The organism is Schlesneria paludicola DSM 18645, from assembly GCF_000255655.1.
GTDB lineage: Bacteria > Planctomycetota > Planctomycetia > Planctomycetales > Planctomycetaceae > Schlesneria > Schlesneria paludicola.
This window is the reverse complement of record NZ_JH636435.1, coordinates 1,543,499-1,560,102: the sequence shown is the minus strand read 5'-3', so window position 1 is coordinate 1,560,102 and position 16,604 is coordinate 1,543,499. Positions and strand designations below refer to the sequence as shown.

Sequence of the window (16,604 nt, the reverse complement as noted above, 5' to 3'; positions counted from 1 at the left end):
TTGTTCTTAGACGATCTCCGGCAGTACGGTCCAACGGCTTTGGAATCGATCGAGGTTCCCGATCGGCGCACCGCCGAGGCTTATTGCAAAAAATTGGCGACGTCTCATTATGAGAACTTTCCCGTGGTGTCGTGGCTCTTGCCACAACATCTGCGTCAGCACTTTTATAATGTCTACGCCTACTGCCGCTGGGCCGATGATCTGGGTGATGAAGTCGGCGATTCCGCCAAGTCGCTCGAACTGCTCGCCTGGTGGCGGAATGAATTGCAAGACTGCTACGCCGGGCGGTACCGTCATCCTGTGTTCGTGGCGCTCCGATCGACGATTGATGAATTCTCGATTCCTCAGGAACCGTTTGTCGATCTGATTTCTGCATTCGAACAAGATCAGTCCGTGCTTGAGTACGATACCTTCGCTCAATTGCGGGATTACTGTCGGCGTAGTGCCGATCCCGTCGGACGGCTGGTGCTGTATCTTTGTCGCGAGTCGACACCCCGGAATGTTATCTGGTCGGACTCAATTTGCACCGGCCTGCAACTTGCCAATTTCTGGCAGGATGTGGCTCGAGACTACGCCATCGGGCGAATTTATCTTCCGAAAGAAGACTGTCAGCGTTACGGATTTCGACGGGAAGACTTTGACTCAGGTCAAAGCAATGCGGCGTTCGTTCAATTGATGAAATTCGAAGTCGATCGCGCGCGGCAATTCCTGCGCGATGGGCTGCCGCTGGTCGAACAGCTTCCGGGACGATTGCAGGTGGACATCGATTTGTTTGCCCGTGGTGGGCTGCGAATTCTGGATCGAATTGAATCGATCGGTTATCGAGTCTGGGAAACGAGACCCAAAGTCACGAAGTGGGATGCACTCCGTCTGGTTGCGGGGGCTCTCGCACGGAAGTTCGCCCGCGGCGTTCGTGGGACGCAACCTGAATCTCGTCGTGGACCGGGTTAAGTCTCGCGAGCCAGAAGCAGCGATTGATCCGGCGATTGCGCCAACAACTTGGTGATTGTCGGTTTCCAATTGGACGTTCTGGCGTCAGAATGTCGAACTCAATTGCGTCAGCCCTTTCATCCTCCACGCGCTGGTCGTGTCGAACGTCGAGAAATCCAAGCGAAGCGAACAATGCCGTCTCTGTCAGAGTCCTACGAATTCTGCCGCAAGTTGACTCGCCGGACGGCTCACAATTTTCGCTTTTCGTTTCTTACCCTGCCTGAAGAAAAACGTCGTGCGATGGAGGCGCTGTATGCGTTCAATCGTATTACGGACGATTTGGGCGACGACACCGGAATGACGCTTCAATTGCGCAAGGTTCGGCTGGGAACCTGGCGTCAGGCGGTCCGCGTGGCATTAAATTGTCGAGATGAGCGTGTCGCGCCGGGGATGGCCACGACGGGGCATCTCGCGACATTTGGCGATCATCCCGCATTACCCGCAATCAGCGACATGGTCCAGCGACATCAAATTCCACCTGAGTATCTATTCGCTGTGATTGACGGTGTCGAATCAGACTTGGTCTCGCTCGATATTTCGACGTTCCGTGAACTGGAGCGTTACTGCTACCACGTGGCGGGGGCGGTCGGGTTGTGCTGTATCCACGTCTGGGGTTTTCATGGCGACGAAGCGATTCCGCTCGCCATTGATTGCGGGCTCGCGTTCCAACTGACGAACATTCTGCGCGACATCAAAGAGGATGCCGAAGTGGGGCGAATCTACCTGCCTCGGGAAGATCTGGATCGGTTTTCTTATTCCGAAGAGAGCCTGCGAAGTCACGAAATCAACGAGCCATTTATGGAGCTGATGAGCTTCGAGACCGCGCGAGCGCAGGTCCATTACGAGAAGGCCGAAATGCTGTTCGATTATCTCGAGCCGCACGGACAGCGCATCTTGCGGGCGATGATCGATATCTATCGCGGACTGCTACACGAGATTGAACGACGTCGGTTCGATGTGTTTTCGCAAAGAGTGTCGCTTCCCAAATGGAAGAAACTTTGGTTTGCGGGACGCGCGATCTTGATGTCACGGTCGTCGCGCAGAACTCGCACGGGTCACGTCGCGAAGGGCGCATCCGGTACGCGTTAGATCTGGTTGACCGTGGTCGATCCGTCTGTCACAACAATGCGCGCACGTCGCCCTGAATCCGAGTTGCTGCGGTTTTCTATCTGGCCCGTGGGCATTTGAGCGAACGGGAAATCCAATCGAGACCGGATGCGGCGGCGGATTGCCCCGCTGCTTATTTGTGGTAGCCTAATTCGGCGATGACGTCGTACAGTTCGTCGAAGGTGATAAACCGGCGTCGATGTCGCGCTTTGTAGGCATCGACAGCCGCGGCCATTTCGGCGACTTCGGGCCGTGACGAATCGGGGGTGGCGCGGAACTGACGTCGTTCTGGGCCGCCTTCGCGAGCTTCCCCGGTGCCACGACGTTCGACAAATGGACGAGGGTTCTGTTCAGCGAGACTTTGCATTAGGATTCGCTCCGCATGAGTGAAGGTGTTATGGAAACCTAGTTCGCATTTCACCGCCATGCGAAACTTCTTTCCCGAAAAACTCCAGGACGAACGATCCCCCAAGTGGGTTTGTAGCGGGATTGTCGACCTGCATTCCTTATCAACCTATGGAATCGGCACACCATGGCAACAAACATTGCAATTCTGGGCAGCGGAGCGATGGCAACGGCATGCGCGACATTGCTTGCCGAACACGACAATCAAACGGTCTCGATCTGGGCGCGAGATCCCCAGATCGCTCAGCAAATCCAGCAAACTCGGGAAAACAAACGACTGCTTCCCGGGGTTTTGCTCTCGGATCGGATTTCCATCACCAGCGACGTCGAATTGGCGTTGCGAGACGCGGAATACATCGTCGCCGCGATTCCCACCCAATTCCTGCGGTCGAGCTTGCAGGACATTAAGGTGCATCTGACCCGAAATCGACCCGTCATCAGCGTCATCAAGGGGATCGAGAACGCGACGTTCATGCGGCCTAGCGAGATTATTTCGGAAGTTCTCGGCAGCCGCGCGGTGGTGGCAGTTGGCGGGCCCAGCCATGCCGAAGAAATCTCACGTCGAATGCCGGCGACCGTCGTCGCCGCCAGCGGTGATCTGGGACTCGCACGTCAGGTTCAGCGGATGTTCAACACCGACCGATTCCGCGTGTATACCAATCTGGATTTGATTGGTGTGGAGCTCGCCGCGGCCCTGAAGAATGTCATCGCGATCGCGGCGGGGATTTCAGACGGGTTGGGATTCGGTGATAACGCCAAGTCCTCGCTGATGACGCGCGGTCTTGTCGAAATGACACGGTTTGGCCAGCGATTCGGTGCCGAAGCGACCACCTTTACGGGACTTGCAGGGATGGGAGATTTGATTACCACCTGCGTCAGTCCCTACGGGCGAAACCGCGGCGTGGGTGTTCGTCTGGGCAAGGGAGAATCACTCGATCAGATCATCCAGAGCATGGATGCCGTTGCCGAAGGGGTCGCGACGACCAAGAGCGTTTTCGATGTCGCCGAACAGGAAGGCATTGAGATGCCGATCACGACCGAGGTCTATCGCGTCCTCTACGAACATCGTGCGGCCGACGAAGCCACACGCGCGTTGATGCTGCGACCGCTACGGGCTGAATAGACGGCGTGAATACGGCTGCGGTGACAGTGCGTCACCGCAGTTCGATCCGACCGGGCACGCTTAAGAGCCGGAATTCACGACGTCATCCAGGCATTTCAGCAGGCGATCCAGCTCCGCGCGTGTCTCGTTGTCCAGGCTGTACGCGTACGGCGGGCGGCGTCGGTCTGTGGTGAACAGTCCTCGTTTGTGAAGGACGTATTTTTCGACGGCCAGAAAGCCGTCGAGCCCCGCTTGCAGCTGCAGGCTGACCAAAGCGCAGATGGGAAAGTACAGGCGATAGATCGCTGCGTCATCTTTTCGTTCGAGCGCCTTCCAAAGGGCGACGATTCCGGTCAGAAATTCCATACCGGGCATCGTGCCGTCGATTCCGCGGCGGTAACAGTCGACCAGGCAGACGCCACCCGAGCCATCGAAAATCCTGGCTTCTCCGCCCGTGGCATCGCGCAACGCAGACAGGTTTGGTCCAATCGGCGATGCCTCTGGTTTGAATAGGATCTTGTCCCGACCGAACCGCTTCAGCAGACCCACGCTGACGTCCAGAGGAATCGGTTGGCCGACGTATCCCGAGGCGTCTTGAACGATGACGGGAATCGAGATGCTTTCGGCCAGGGCGACGAAATAGTCGCGCACGGCTGCGGCCGGGGCTCGCGTTGTCATCGGGGGCGTTGCCATCACGCCGTCGGCCCCTGCCTTCTCCGCAATCTGCGCATATTGAATGGCCTGACGCGTTGATTCGGCACCCACACCGGCGACGAAAGTTCCGCGACCGTGAGCCAGCTCTGCCAAAGTCTTCGTCAGCGCGGTGCGCTCTTCAAACGTCAGGCGGATCAGTTCTGAAACCATTCCGGTTGCGAAACCATCGGCTCCCGCCGCAAAGGCCCAGTCAAGCTGCCGAGCAAGGCTCGTGACATCAATCGAATCGTCATCCAGAAATGGAGTGTGGGCGATTGGCAAGACGCCCTGAATCGGTTTGGCCATCAGATTTCCATTCTCAGTGATTGTGCGGAGCGTGACCGCTCGTTTTGTGGTCGCGCCGTGAACGAATGTGGTTGGTTGATTCGGTTCAACGTTTCGCGGAAATAATAGTCAATCGGCCGTCACAAATCTTGGATGGCCGGGATGATCTTGGTGGATTGGCGTCGGCTTTCCGAAACAGATGCTCGAATACTCCCTTTGGGGGTCGTCATGGCGATTGTCGATGACCGCTGGCGTCAGAATGGCGGCGGGCACGTCACGTGTCGTAAGTATCGAGTGGGATCAGCGTCTGACGATCAAGGAGTGCAGGCACCCGCATTGCAGAGGCAGCCACATTGGCAGCAAACCGTTTCTAAGACGCATTTCACGGTGGGTTTCTCGACGCTGGTCGTTGTTTTTTTCAACTTCTTTTTGCACACAATCATCCCACAACGCGGAACCTGAACGGTCTCGCAGCGTTGTCCGGTGGGTGAGCATTCGTCGGGAACCGTTCGTTCTTCGGTGCAACTTTTCCCGAGCAAGCAAACCTCTTCTTCTTCCACGACGTACTTGAATTCGGGAACCTTTTTGACGTCGGGGACCAGACGGCAGACCTTCTTCAATTGGCTGCAGCCGCATTGAGCGCAGGTGCGAGAGCTTCCTCCGGCCAGGCAAGGAATCGCAATTGCCAAACCCGCCAATAGTGTCAGCAGAAAATGTTTCATCGATTCGATTCCGTGAAGCGAGAACGTCCTGACGAGATTCCATTTCCGGCCAATCCAGTTCGGCGGAGCCCGGGATTGACGCGATGGCGATCAAGTTATCGGGAACCCCTGATTCACAAATCCAGTGGGATCGCTGCTGTCGCTACAGTTCACGGAAGTGGGCGTTCTACCAGTGCAAAACGGACTCTTCCGGTCGTGCACGACGCGCCGATCACGGTGACTTTGACGCGTATTCGTGTGAGTCGAATCGATTCGGAAGGCCACATCCCCGCGAGCGGTCAGGTGATTGCGCCGGGGAATTCGACGTGGCAATTGCCCTCTGGCCGTCGGGCATCGCACCACTGGGGGAAGGAGAATCCGGCGTGGGAAGGCGGGTGTTGATGGCTGTGTACTCGAATCCCCTGCCCTTGATCCCTATAATCCTGCGACGAGTTGCCGATACTTTTTGATTGTGACTGAGATTGCGATATCCCTTGTACTCAGGGTGACCTTGCCGTCATGGCTTCCGAGATTGCATCACCAGAACGAATTGATGACGAGACGTCCGTGGGCATCGTCCAGACGCAGATCGTTCGTCTCTTTGAACCGTCGGCGCCTTTGACATTAGAAGGCGGCCGTCAGTTGGGGCCGATCAATGTCGCGTTTGAGACCTACGGTGAGCTGACACCAGAAAAAGACAACGCCATTTTCGTCTGCCACGCCTTGACGGGTGATGCGCATGTCGCGGGCAAACATTCTCCCGACGATCGCAAATCGGGCTGGTGGGACGGATTGGTGGGCCCCGGCAAGGCACTCGATACGCGAAAGTATTTCATCGTCTGCGCCAATGTGCTGGGAGGATGCCAGGGAACGACGGGACCGAGTTGTCCTGATCCTGCCACCGGCCAACCGTACGGACTCCGGTTTCCGTTTATTACCGTCGGAGATATGGTCGAAGTTCACGCGGCGCTTGTCCGGCATCTGGGAATCGAAAAGTTGCTGGCAGTGATTGGCGGCAGCCTGGGCGGAATGCAGGTTCTGGACTGGGTGGCGCGGTATCCCGATATGATGCATGCGGCCATTTGCCTGGCGTCTGCGGCAAAGCTGTCTGCCCAGGGAATCGCTTTTAATGCCGTGGGGCGTCGTGCGATCACAACCGATCCCCAATTTCAGAATGGCGATTATTACGGTGCCGAACCGTCGAAGTACGGTGATGTCGGTCCTCGTGCGGGACTGGCACTGGCTCGCATGGTGGCACACATCACGTATCTGTCGGAAGCATCAATCGAACGAAAATTCGGCCGTGATTTGCAGCATTCGGATCATCTTGCATACGACCTGCAGAGCGAGACCGAATTCAAAATCGAGAGTTATCTGCACTATCAGGGCAAGCGATTCATCGAACGGTTTGACGCCAACAGTTACGTCTATTTGACCAGAGCGATGGACTATTTCGACCTCGCGCAGCGGTACGGCTCACTCCGTCAGGCACTGGGTCGAACCGAGGCGCGGTTCCTAATTACGTCCTATCACACTGATTGGCTGTTTCCGTCGAGTCAAAGTCGTGAACTGGTGAGTGCCTTGCTGCAAACGCACCGACATGTGACGTACCTCGAACTGGAAAGCGTGTTTGGACACGATTCGTTCTTGCTTGAAATCAAGCAACTTGAGGAACTCGTGACCCCGTTGTTACGCGAAACTTATCGGCGCTTGCGTCATTCCTAGGAGATACGATGGCGACGCGCCGTTACAGCGTGGGCGATCCTATGGCTTCGCTTACCGATCGCTTAATCATTGACCAGATTGGCCGCGGCAGCCGCGTGATCGATCTGGGGTGTGGTGATGCTCGTTTGTTGTGCCGACTGCGCGACGAACTGAACTGTTCCGTGCAGGGAATCGAACTGGATCATCGCGAAGTCATTGCCGCGATCTCAAAGGGAATGCCCGTGATTCAGTCCGACCTTGATCATGGTCTGAAAGAGATTCCGGAAGGCTCATTCGATTTCGCCGTGCTCAGCCAGACCTTGCAGCAAGTGCGTCATCCACAAGAACTGTTGAAAGAGATGCTGCGAATCGCCAAGCGGGCCGTGATTCTTGTCCCCAACTACGGCCACTGGTGGATTCGGCTGCAGATCATGCTGCACGGCCGCGCGCCCGTCACCGGTTCGTTGCCGTACGACTGGTACAACACGCCGAATTTGCATTTTCTTTCCATGCTGGATTTTCGCGAACTGTGCGAACGGATGAAGTTTAAGATTGTGATCGAAATTCCGTTGGTTCATGGACGATCGGCGCGCGGCGCCTGGGCTGCGAATTTCCGTGCCGACAACGCGCTCTATGTCTTGGAACATGTTTGAACCGGAACGAAGTTCAGTTTGAGGCTCGTTTGAATCGTTGCTTTCTGGAAGGAGCGAACATGACACGTTTTTTTGCAGGTCTTGTTGCCATAGGCTTCGTCGCGATGTCGCTCTGGGCAGCCGATCCCGAGAAGAAGGCTGATCGGGAAGATCTGGAGAAGGCATTCTCGGCCAAATTGACGAATGGAGTTCTCGCCGGGGCATTCAGTGTTGATGGGAAGGACTCGGGAACCAATAAACCTGATCGATATCAGATTGTTTCTGCAAAGAAGTTGAAGGGTGATGACTGGTTGATCACGGCCAAAATGAAAGTCGGCGAGAATGAACTCGATATTCCGATTCCGATTAAGGTTTACTGGGCCAACGATACCCCGGTCATGTCGTTGACGGATCTCACGATTCCTGGTGTCGGGACCTTCACGGCTCGAGTCATGTTTTATGGGGACCGCTACGCAGGCACCTGGCAGCATGGTGAAGTCGGTGGTCACATGTGGGGCCTGGTCGAGAAGAATGCTCCAAAGAAATAGATCCGAGTTGTGATCGTTCGAAATTGTCCGTTACGTCAGCGAAGCCCATGGAGTTGTGGATCGAATGTATGATTGCAAGTCTCGATGGCGGGAGACCGCATGGGCTCGTTGGGAGCGTTTAGGACCGTCAATGACCATGGTGCTCGCGCTGATGACTCTGGTCAGCGCGTCGAATGCCGAAACGTCCGTCGATCAAAGTCGGTTTGAGACGACGATTCTTGCCACGGGCCTGGTGCAACCGATGGAACTGGCCATCGCGCCCGACGGATCGGTCTATTTCATCGAACTCAGTGGCAAGCTGAAAGTGTTGAAGCCCGGCAGCCGCGAAGTGACGCTCGTGGGTGAAGTCGTGGTTACGACTGCTCAAGAGAACGGCTTGATTGGACTGACGCTCGATCCGAACTTCGCATCCAATCAATGGATTTACTTCCAGTATTCGCCACCAGATTTTCCGGGACAATATGTCAGCCGATTCACCTTGAAAGACGGCAAGCTGGATTTGTCGTCGGAGAAGGTGTTGCTCAAGTACGAAGAGCAGCGAAAGGAATGCTGTCACCACGCCGGTGCGCTTCAGTTCGGACCGGGCGGCGAGTTGTTCATCGCGTCTGGCGACAACACCAATCCGTTTGGCGATTCACAAGGCTATGCTCCGATCGACGAACGTCCGGATCATTCGCCGTTCGATGCACAGCGTTCGTCCGGAAACACCAACAGTTACAACGGCAAGATTCTGCGAATCAAGCCGAAGCACGATGGAACATATGAAATTCCCGAAGGCAATTTGTTTCCAGCCGACGGATCACAGGGGCATCCCGAGATCTACGTGATGGGATGTCGGAACCCCTGGCGAATTAGCGTCGATCCTGCGACGGGGTTTCTGTACTGGGGCGATGTCGGACCGGATGCAGGTGCCGATGGGCCGCGCGGATCGCGTGGTTATGACGAGATCAACCAAGCGCGGAAGGCGGGAAATTTCGGTTGGCCCTACTTTGTTGCGAACAATCGCCCCTATGCCCATGTGAACTTCGAAACAGGCGAAATTGTGGCTCTGTCTGATGTGAATGGACCGAAAAATGACTCTCCCAACAACACCGGAGCGAAAGTGCTGCCAGTGCCGCAACCGGCCATGTTGTTCTATCCGTACGGAGACTCACCTGAATTTCCCGAGTTAGGAAAAGGGGGACGCACGGCGTGTGCCGGGCCGGTCTATCATTTCCAGGGCCGCTCCGATTCCCTCGTCAAATTTCCGGCCGAGTATGACCGATGCTTGTTCATTTTTGAGTGGTCGCGCAACTGGCTGAAGGTGGTGTTTCTTGACGACCAACAGAACGTCAAGCGCATTGAGCCGTTCTTGCCCGAGCAACGGTTTGTTCGTCCCATCGACTTGGAGTTTGGTCCTGAAGGCAGCTTGTACGCGATTGAATACGGCGAAACCTGGGGTGTGAATCAAGATGCCCGGCTGATCCGAATCGACTTCGTTCGCGGCAATCGGCCGCCCGTCGTGGTCGTGGCGGCCGAGAATAACCTCGGCAAGCATCCGCTGAAGGTGTCGCTTTCAAGCCAGGGTACATTCGACAAAGACGTGGGTGATCAACTGAGTTATGAATGGCGCGCGATCCGCGCCGGTGATGCCAACGCGGCGCCGAAAGTGGTCTCTCGCGAGCCCAACCCGACCATCACCATGACCGAGCCTGGAGTTTACAATCTGGAACTCGTCGTGACGGATGCACAAGGAGCATTTCGCAGCGCGACGGTCCCCGTGATTGTGGGGAACGAGCGGCCAACGATTCGATTCAGTAAACCGGCCAGTGGCGAGTTCTACGATGCGGATCAGCCAATTCGTTTCGAGCTGACAGTGAACGATGTCGAGGATGGCTCGAATGACGACGACGAAGTTGATAAGCGTGGCGCCGAACCGATTGATGGCGATTCTCCCAAACGTGTGTCGCTGAATGCGGCGTATTCCAAGGAGCCCATTCCGACTGCGGGGGGAGCGACAGAATCGACCGATCAAGGGCCGATGGGGCTGCGGAGAATGAAAGGCAGCGATTGCTTCAACTGCCATGCTGTGGATCAAAAACGTGTCGGCCCGCCGCTCCTCGAAATCGCGACGAAGTACCGCACGACCGAAGGGGCTCTCGATGCGTCGGTGCAGCGAGTCTTGAAGGGATCGACAGGCGTCTGGGGAAAAATCCCGATGATTCCTCATTCTCAGCACACACTCGACGAAATTCGCGAAATGGTGGAGTGGGTCTACTCGCTTCAGCCCCGCGGACTGGTACGAGTCTTCAATGGTTTCGTGGGCGAGATCCCGGTTTCGACTGAGGAAGCTGGCCAGCCCGGGCACTACAAGCTTGAAGCGAATTACGTGGACCGGGGGGCCGAAGGGATTCCGCCGTTAAACGCATCGGCCGTTGTGTATTTGCGACATCGGATGGTTGAGGCCGAGTCTGCTGACGAAGTTCATGGTCCACGGTTTCTCAATTCCAACTCTGCGGGAGGCGGACGATTCGCCGGTTCGATCGATCATGGACACTATCTCAGGTTCAATGGCGTGACCCTCGATCGCGTGAAGCGATTGACGTTCCGGGTGGCTTCGGCCGGACAAGGAGGTGTGATCGACATCCGTATGGATCGGCCAGACGGCCCGCGGCTGGCGTCGGTCAGTGTTGAGGTGAATGGCGCGTGGGAGACATGGTACGAAAAGACCATCGAACTTCCCTCGACGACCGGCCGACATGATCTGTTCGTCCGGTTTGAGAATCCCGAAAAGACCGGCGGCCTGATGAACCTCGATTCGATCTATTTTCATCCATAGGCCATGGGCACTTTTGCGGTTCTGGCATCGTCGGAGCCGCAGTGTTTTCGCGCTGTGTCCAGTTTTGTATTGCGCATCGTGGCAAGTGGCCGCCACGCTGCGCAATGCGCGCCCATTCCAACCAAGCGCGGCACTGATGTTTCCGTTCAAAATCCAGCATGATTTGAACGGTTTTCCAGAGGGGTGCGTCGCAAGAATTGCGATGCACATTCAGAGGCCCCGTACCCATCTTGAAAAACGCACCTGTTGCGCCGCACGTCTCGAGCGCCGGGCAAAAAATCATTTCAATCAAGACTTGTCCGTACTGGGCTTTCGGACAAAAGGTCGGTATCTTTGGAGGTTCTTCGAGCTTGATGGTGCGTTTCGAAGTCTACGAAGCCATGCCATCGAATTCGTCTTTTGCCGTTGCGGCCGTAACTATTCAGGGTTTTTCAGTAATGCATTCACTTCATTCGTGGTCGCGGTGGCTGCTGCTCATCGTCCTGCTTGTCGCAGGTTGCAACTCGAAACCGGATGCCTCGACGGCGCAATCGACTGAGGACGGTGAAGTTTCTTCCCCGGAACAGGCGGGGGCCAAGCCGAAAAAGAAGATTGTCCCGGTCAAGCGGGATGTTAAAGAGCTGGTCGGAAATTGGGTTGTCGTTGTCACGAATCAGCGGGTCGACAATTACCGTTGGATTATCAAATTCTCGCGCGGCGAAGGTGACAAGGTCACCGCCGAATTTCTCGATACACACCAGGACAAAGACGAGAACAGCAAGCCGAAGATTTTGGAAACCGTTGTCGACGGTGACGCAATTCGGATTGTGATGGAGAACGCGAAATCGAAATTTGACTTCATCGGATCGTTTCAAGACGGCTTTGTCCGCGGCACGATTCGGACCAGTCCCGTTGAACTGTTTCTCACGCGGATGTTGCCGACCGATGAAAAATCACTCGAACCGTTCGGAGCGACAGGGCTTCCCCCCGGTTCGGATGCGATCGAAGCCAAAATTAAATCGAAAAGTTTGAAACCCGATGACTTGCTGGTGACGGTACGCGAGTTTCGAACAAGCCCCGCAGTTCAAGACATCTACGCCATGATCCTCGCCAACCATGCGCAGGCCGGATTTGACGAAGCGAAGTTGAAAGAGGTCATCAACGATTTCGTTTCGTCAGCCAAATTGTGGGGTGATCGCTGGTTGGGACGTGCTGAAATGACGGTGGGCGTCAACCTGATCAATGGACGACTATTTCCACAATTGGCTTTGCCATACTTCGATGCCGCGGAACAACATCTGGGTGAAGATCTGGATCTTTTGAAGAGTTCGATCGCCGCGTATCGCGATGCCGCTCATGTTCAGATCTGGTCACGGCAGTTAATGAGTGAAAGCACGCCCGACGACGAGCGAACGAAGGCGGCCGCCGGACTTACGGAAATTGTCGCAAAGCAACCCTTCAATTCCGAGGTGCTGCTGGCCCTGGCGACGCATGCCGAGCGTACAGGAAATGCCGATCAGGCCATCGAGTACCTGACTGATATCGTGGCTTTGCCCCTACTGGAAGCAACAATCCTGCAGCTCCGTGCTGGCGAACCGCCGAATTCGCCGACTCCCCATGAAGTGCTAAAGAAACTCTGGAATCAAAAGCACGGCAACGAAGACGGCTATGATAAGCGGTTGCTGGAAGTCTATCACCAGAAAATCGGTGCCCTGCTGACGGAAGTGCAAGCAAAAATCGCTGCACCACCCGCGGTAGATGCGGGAAATCGAACAGTTCTCGTTGAGCTGTTTACCGGAATGCAGTGTCCGCCTTGCGTTGCTGCCGACCTGGCCGTCGAAGCTTTGAGTAAAACCTATCCGACATCGGAAGTCGTCGTCGTTCGCTACCACCAGCACATCCCAGGACCAGACGGGCTGGCCAATCAGGATTCCGAGGAACGCGGGGCTTTTTATAACCTCTCGGCGACACCGACTGTCGTGGTCGATGGAATGATGCTCGACCCGCGTTACTACTCGGGTTTGATTCAATCGACCCCGAACGGATACGCCCTCTTTCGGCAAGTGATTGACGAGCGTCTGGCGATGAAGACCGACGTGGCTCTCAAACTTTCCGCCAAGGTGACCGATGGGCAACTAGCCGTCGAGGTGGAAGCGACCGGAATTCCCGAAGACATCCTTCCATCATGTCGTTTGCGGATGGCGATTGTCGAAAACAAAGTCCAAACGTTCTGGCCCTTGGGGTCGAACGGAATCTTCGAACATGAATTCGTTGCACGAGAATCGTTGGACGGCTCCAAGGGGATTCCTCCGAAAAAGGGTGAGTTGAAATACGCGATCACGATGCCGCTGTCGGACATTCAAGATCATCTCACGCACTACATTTCTCAGTTCGAAGCGGGACGCCGAACCGAGTTCCCCGCGCAACTGAAGCCGTCCATTAAAAGCAGCCTGTCACTGGTGGCGTGGGTTCAAAACGGGACGGTTGATAAAGAATTGCAGTCAAGACTCGTGTTGCAGTCGGCTCTGATTCCAATCGAGGGGACCGATGTTGCCGCGCCAGTCGAATCTGCGGCGAACCCGATCGCGACTGAGCCAAAGTCCGACACGCAACCGGCTGAGACACCGGCCGCAACGTCAGCGACACCCGAAACCAAGTCCGAAACATCTCCCGCAGGCAATTCCGAGTCTGTTCCCCCCGCTCCTGATCTTCCAGAGTGAAATTCAGGACATAATCTGTTCGCTCACTTCTCTGTTACGCGTTTAGTTTTTCACGTCACACGCCACAAAAAGGTAACGACTGTATGAACCACGGCTGGTTGGTCCGCATGCTTTGTTTCTTGACGGTGACCTTTCTGTGGACGACCCCATCGTGGGCATTTAAGCGGGAGCTTCGACTACCGCTGTTTGGTTGTCGAGGACACTTTGCCGCTTCAGGATCAGCGCGTCACGTAGAAGTCCGTGGTGAGCCCAATGTCAAAGACCATGACGTTTTGTCGATTGATGTGAAGAATGTTCCTTTGCCGCCGGGGACAGTACTCGCGGTACAAGTGAATGATGAAGTGATTGGCAATATCACACTGAATGAGAGACAGTCGGGGAAGCTTCGATTGACCAGCTTGAAACGTAAGAATCTTCCCAAGCTCGATTGGGGCACAAGTGTCAATCTGAAGAAGATTGACGGAAGCCTTGTGACGTGGTGATACCCCAAACTGGGCACCCTGTTCGACGCCGAGGAAAGCCGCGATGGGAAATCGGCATTCAGCGTGTGCGGTGGTCATTCACACTGCAGGCAGACTTAAAGTCAATTTCCCTTGACAACTGTCGGTCATGCTAGTGATTCTTCGACCGGGGCGACACGATACATCGTTCGTACGACGCGAAACCCAATACTGCGGTAAAGATCGACTGCAGAAACATTGTTGGCCGTGACTTCCAGCACCGCACGCTTCAGGCGTGCCTGCCGGAAGCCCTCGAGCGTTTTCAGGACCAGGGCGCGTCCCAATCCGATACTGCGATGCTCGGGAACGACCCCCACATTTTGAATCGATCCCAATTGTTCGGTGACAGCGATTCCTTGAATGGTTCCACAGTCTTGTGGTGTGTGAACCTGATCGATCCAACTGATCAGCCAGGTTGCTGGTGCGAGGAACGCCTCTTGATGGGCGATCTCGTTCATCAGTCTCAGGCAGCCGTAGTAGTCACCAAGACAGGAAAAGACTTCTGAGTCGAGTTCGTCGCGAAAACTGCGAAATTTGACGAACGCATGACGCTCAAGATCGGCCTCATTCCACGGTGACCAGAAGTACCCTTCGGGTAATGACACAGGGACGGCCGGAGTTGAATCCAGTTGGATCTCCATCCGGTAACGCTTAAAGTATTGCGTGTCGGACATTGCCATCGCCAAGATGAAGGACTAACAGGGGAGCGTGCTCGCCGCCCCGTGCCGTGTTTATTCGAATGTGATCCGCTGATGGATCACGGACAGTCATGACTGATTCACTCAAATTTAGTCTAACCGAATCATTCGCTGGACGCCAAATGCGAAAGTCCTCTTTCGCCCTACAGGAACGATGAGATCAAGATGTTCGATCGCCGCTTGATTCGACGACGTGATTATCTGCGTGCCGGGGCCGTCAGCCTGATGGGGCTTGATCTGCCGAAATGGTTTCAGCTCAATCAGGCGGTGGCGAACGAGTCACTCGCTGCTGCGGCAGCGCGTCCAAAGGCGAAAGCGTGCATTTTTTTGTTCATGTGGGGCGGTCCCGCACATCAGGATACTTGGGACATGAAGCCCGGCGCCCCGGCCGAATACCGGGGAGAATTTCAACCGATCGATACGAAGGTCCCAGGGCTGCAGATTTGTGAGCACCTACCGCTTCTGGCGCAGCGGGCCGATCAGTTGGCGGTCATTCGTTCGATGACGCATGATGATGTCGACCACACCTCAGCCACACACTACCCGCTGACGGGACGTGGAACCCCGCGGCGCGGCGCCGCGCTGGCGGAGGACTGGCCGAGCATCGGATCGGTGATTGCAAAGCTGGGACATGGTCGCGGCCCGCTACCTCCCTTTGTGTCGATGATGCCTGTCGTTCCGAACGGGGCGCCACGATTCGTCGAGTCATCACATGGGCAGGGAGCGGGCTGGCTCGGTCCAACGCTCGATCCCATGCGAATTGACGCCGATGGCAGCAAGCCTGACTACCATGTCGGCGACTTTGCGTTGCGCGCCGAGATTCCTGAATCGCGTTCGAATCAGCGAAGGCATCTGCTTGAGTCGATCGATCAGCAACTGCATTACCTGGAGGGCGATGTTCGGGTCATGGCCCGTGACAGCCACTATGAACGTGCGTTCTCACTGTTGTCATCCCAAGGGGCGACCTCAGCGTTTGATCTCAGTCGCGAACCGATGGCACTTCGCGAACGCTATGGGATGAATGTTCATGGTCAGTCTGTCCTGCAGGCACGTCGACTTGTCGAAGCTGGTGTCCCGTTTGTGACGGTCTTCTGGCCGAACGACGGGCTGACGAATGTCAGCGTCTACTGGGATACCCACAATCGTAATTTCATTGATCTGAAGACGCGGCTTTGCCCTGTCACCGATCAGGCGTTCAGCGCATTGCTGGACGATCTCAAGCAGCGGGGGATGCTCGACGAAACGCTGATTGTCTGGACCGGTGAGATGGGCCGAACCCCACGCGTGGGACAAGGCGTCGTCGGTGGCGCAGGGGCAGGACGTGATGGCCGCGACCATTGGCCAAGCTGCTTTACGTCGGTCCTGGCCGGGGGAGGGATACAGGGCGGCATCGTACATGGCTCAAGTGATCGGTTTGCGGCATACCCCGCCTCGTTTCCTACGAAGCCTCAGGATCTGGCGGCCACAATTTATCATTGCCTGGGCGTGAATCCCGAACTGCAGCTTCAGGACAATCTCGGCAGACCGTTGACAATCTGCGATGGTACGCCGATCAACTCAATTCTGGTGTGATCGACCTGTAGCGACGAACCGGCGTTCGTCGCTACAGGTGAAGTTGAGTCTTCAGTGGTCGCCGTCATGGTCAATCTCCGCATGTGCCTCAGCCCAGAATCTACTGGCACTGGCACAGCCAGTGGCACACAAAAGGAGGTCGAAAGTGTC

Annotated in this window: 14 protein-coding genes; 10 read left to right on the top strand and 4 right to left on the bottom strand. The window is 55.8% G+C overall.

Going from position 1 to position 16,604, the window contains the following annotated elements; genetic code table 11:
• Together hpnC and OSO_RS44895 are read left to right on the top strand one after the other, a co-directional pair.
• Window positions 1-951 (top strand): squalene synthase HpnC, encoded by a 951-nt coding sequence (hpnC, locus tag OSO_RS44900; protein ID WP_010585632.1) that lies wholly within the window; start codon window positions 1-3, stop codon window positions 949-951.
• A gap of 171 nt (window positions 952-1,122) precedes the next feature.
• Entirely contained in the window at window positions 1,123-2,079 is a 957-nt protein-coding gene (locus OSO_RS44895; protein WP_157605419.1) for a phytoene/squalene synthase family protein, read from the top strand.
• Between the two features lie 151 nt (window positions 2,080-2,230).
• On the opposite strand, the gene OSO_RS0124080 is transcribed toward OSO_RS44895, so the two are convergent.
• Window positions 2,231-2,524: a hypothetical protein gene (locus tag OSO_RS0124080; RefSeq protein ID WP_237729329.1), complete on the bottom strand. Its 294-nt coding sequence runs from the start codon at window positions 2,522-2,524 to the stop codon at window positions 2,231-2,233.
• Window positions 2,525-2,629: 105 nt separating this feature from the next.
• Here OSO_RS0124080 and OSO_RS0124075 point away from each other — a divergent pair, with 105 nt between their 5' ends.
• On the top strand, window positions 2,630-3,625 hold the full coding sequence (locus tag OSO_RS0124075; protein ID WP_010585629.1) for an NAD(P)H-dependent glycerol-3-phosphate dehydrogenase: 996 nt from the start codon (window positions 2,630-2,632) through the stop codon (window positions 3,623-3,625).
• A 60-nt stretch (window positions 3,626-3,685) separates the two neighbouring features.
• On the opposite strand, the gene OSO_RS0124070 is transcribed toward OSO_RS0124075, so the two are convergent.
• Both OSO_RS0124070 and OSO_RS0124060 read right to left on the bottom strand, forming a co-directional pair.
• Window positions 3,686-4,603 carry a dihydrodipicolinate synthase family protein gene (locus OSO_RS0124070; protein WP_010585628.1) on the bottom strand — a complete coding sequence of 306 codons (918 nt, stop codon included), beginning with the start codon at window positions 4,601-4,603 and terminating at the stop codon, window positions 3,686-3,688.
• 293 nt (window positions 4,604-4,896) lie between these two features.
• A complete protein-coding gene (locus tag OSO_RS0124060) occupies window positions 4,897-5,304 on the bottom strand; it encodes a hypothetical protein (RefSeq protein ID WP_010585627.1) in 408 nt (135 codons plus the stop codon).
• A gap of 498 nt (window positions 5,305-5,802) precedes the next feature.
• On the opposite strand from OSO_RS0124060, the gene metX reads away from it, so the two are divergent.
• The 6 genes from metX (at window position 5,803) to OSO_RS0124020 (ending at window position 14,166) form a co-directional block, all read left to right on the top strand.
• Entirely contained in the window at window positions 5,803-7,008 is a 1,206-nt protein-coding gene (gene metX / locus OSO_RS0124050; RefSeq protein WP_010585625.1) for a homoserine O-acetyltransferase MetX, read from the top strand.
• An 8-nt stretch (window positions 7,009-7,016) separates the two neighbouring features.
• The gene (gene metW, locus OSO_RS0124045; protein ID WP_010585624.1) at window positions 7,017-7,640 is read left to right on the top strand and encodes a methionine biosynthesis protein MetW; all 624 of its coding nucleotides are present in this window, start codon (window positions 7,017-7,019) and stop codon (window positions 7,638-7,640) included.
• Between the two features lie 59 nt (window positions 7,641-7,699).
• A complete protein-coding gene (locus tag OSO_RS0124040) occupies window positions 7,700-8,167 on the top strand; it encodes a hypothetical protein (protein WP_040593116.1) in 468 nt (155 codons plus the stop codon).
• Window positions 8,168-8,297: 130 nt separating this feature from the next.
• The gene (locus tag OSO_RS44890; RefSeq protein WP_010585622.1) at window positions 8,298-10,985 is read left to right on the top strand and encodes a PQQ-dependent sugar dehydrogenase; all 2,688 of its coding nucleotides are present in this window, start codon (window positions 8,298-8,300) and stop codon (window positions 10,983-10,985) included.
• A gap of 437 nt (window positions 10,986-11,422) precedes the next feature.
• Window positions 11,423-13,684 carry a hypothetical protein gene (locus tag OSO_RS0124025; protein WP_157605417.1) on the top strand — a complete coding sequence of 754 codons (2,262 nt, stop codon included), beginning with the start codon at window positions 11,423-11,425 and terminating at the stop codon, window positions 13,682-13,684.
• A gap of 83 nt (window positions 13,685-13,767) precedes the next feature.
• A complete protein-coding gene (locus tag OSO_RS0124020) occupies window positions 13,768-14,166 on the top strand; it encodes a hypothetical protein (protein WP_010585620.1) in 399 nt (132 codons plus the stop codon).
• Between the two features lie 125 nt (window positions 14,167-14,291).
• Here the strand turns inward: OSO_RS0124020 and OSO_RS0124015 are convergent, their stop codons facing one another.
• Window positions 14,292-14,858, bottom strand: coding sequence for a GNAT family N-acetyltransferase (locus OSO_RS0124015; RefSeq protein WP_202799971.1), 567 nt, complete (start codon window positions 14,856-14,858; stop codon window positions 14,292-14,294).
• Between the two features lie 189 nt (window positions 14,859-15,047).
• Between OSO_RS0124015 and OSO_RS0124010 the strand changes: the two genes are divergently transcribed.
• Window positions 15,048-16,454 carry a DUF1501 domain-containing protein gene (locus tag OSO_RS0124010; RefSeq protein WP_010585618.1) on the top strand — a complete coding sequence of 469 codons (1,407 nt, stop codon included), beginning with the start codon at window positions 15,048-15,050 and terminating at the stop codon, window positions 16,452-16,454.
• The last annotated feature ends 150 nt before the right edge of the window (window positions 16,455-16,604 follow it).

Excerpts from the sequence above, each read along its gene's own strand:
- OSO_RS44895 (WP_157605419.1), top strand. The coding sequence starts at position 1,123 with ATGCCGTCTCTGTCAGAGTCCTACGAATTCTGCCGCAAGTTGACTCGC.
- OSO_RS0124080 (WP_237729329.1), bottom strand. The coding sequence starts at position 2,524 with ATGGCGGTGAAATGCGAACTAGGTTTCCATAACACCTTCACTCATGCG.
- OSO_RS0124075 (WP_010585629.1), top strand. The coding sequence starts at position 2,630 with ATGGCAACAAACATTGCAATTCTGGGCAGCGGAGCGATGGCAACGGCA.
- OSO_RS0124070 (WP_010585628.1), bottom strand. The coding sequence starts at position 4,603 with ATGGCCAAACCGATTCAGGGCGTCTTGCCAATCGCCCACACTCCATTT.
- OSO_RS0124060 (WP_010585627.1), bottom strand. The coding sequence starts at position 5,304 with ATGAAACATTTTCTGCTGACACTATTGGCGGGTTTGGCAATTGCGATT.
- metX (WP_010585625.1), top strand. The coding sequence starts at position 5,803 with ATGGCTTCCGAGATTGCATCACCAGAACGAATTGATGACGAGACGTCC.
- metW (WP_010585624.1), top strand. The coding sequence starts at position 7,017 with ATGGCGACGCGCCGTTACAGCGTGGGCGATCCTATGGCTTCGCTTACC.
- OSO_RS0124040 (WP_040593116.1), top strand. The coding sequence starts at position 7,700 with ATGACACGTTTTTTTGCAGGTCTTGTTGCCATAGGCTTCGTCGCGATG.
- OSO_RS44890 (WP_010585622.1), top strand. The coding sequence starts at position 8,298 with ATGACCATGGTGCTCGCGCTGATGACTCTGGTCAGCGCGTCGAATGCC.
- OSO_RS0124025 (WP_157605417.1), top strand. The coding sequence starts at position 11,423 with ATGCATTCACTTCATTCGTGGTCGCGGTGGCTGCTGCTCATCGTCCTG.
- OSO_RS0124020 (WP_010585620.1), top strand. The coding sequence starts at position 13,768 with ATGAACCACGGCTGGTTGGTCCGCATGCTTTGTTTCTTGACGGTGACC.
- OSO_RS0124015 (WP_202799971.1), bottom strand. The coding sequence starts at position 14,858 with ATGTCCGACACGCAATACTTTAAGCGTTACCGGATGGAGATCCAACTG.
- OSO_RS0124010 (WP_010585618.1), top strand. The coding sequence starts at position 15,048 with ATGTTCGATCGCCGCTTGATTCGACGACGTGATTATCTGCGTGCCGGG.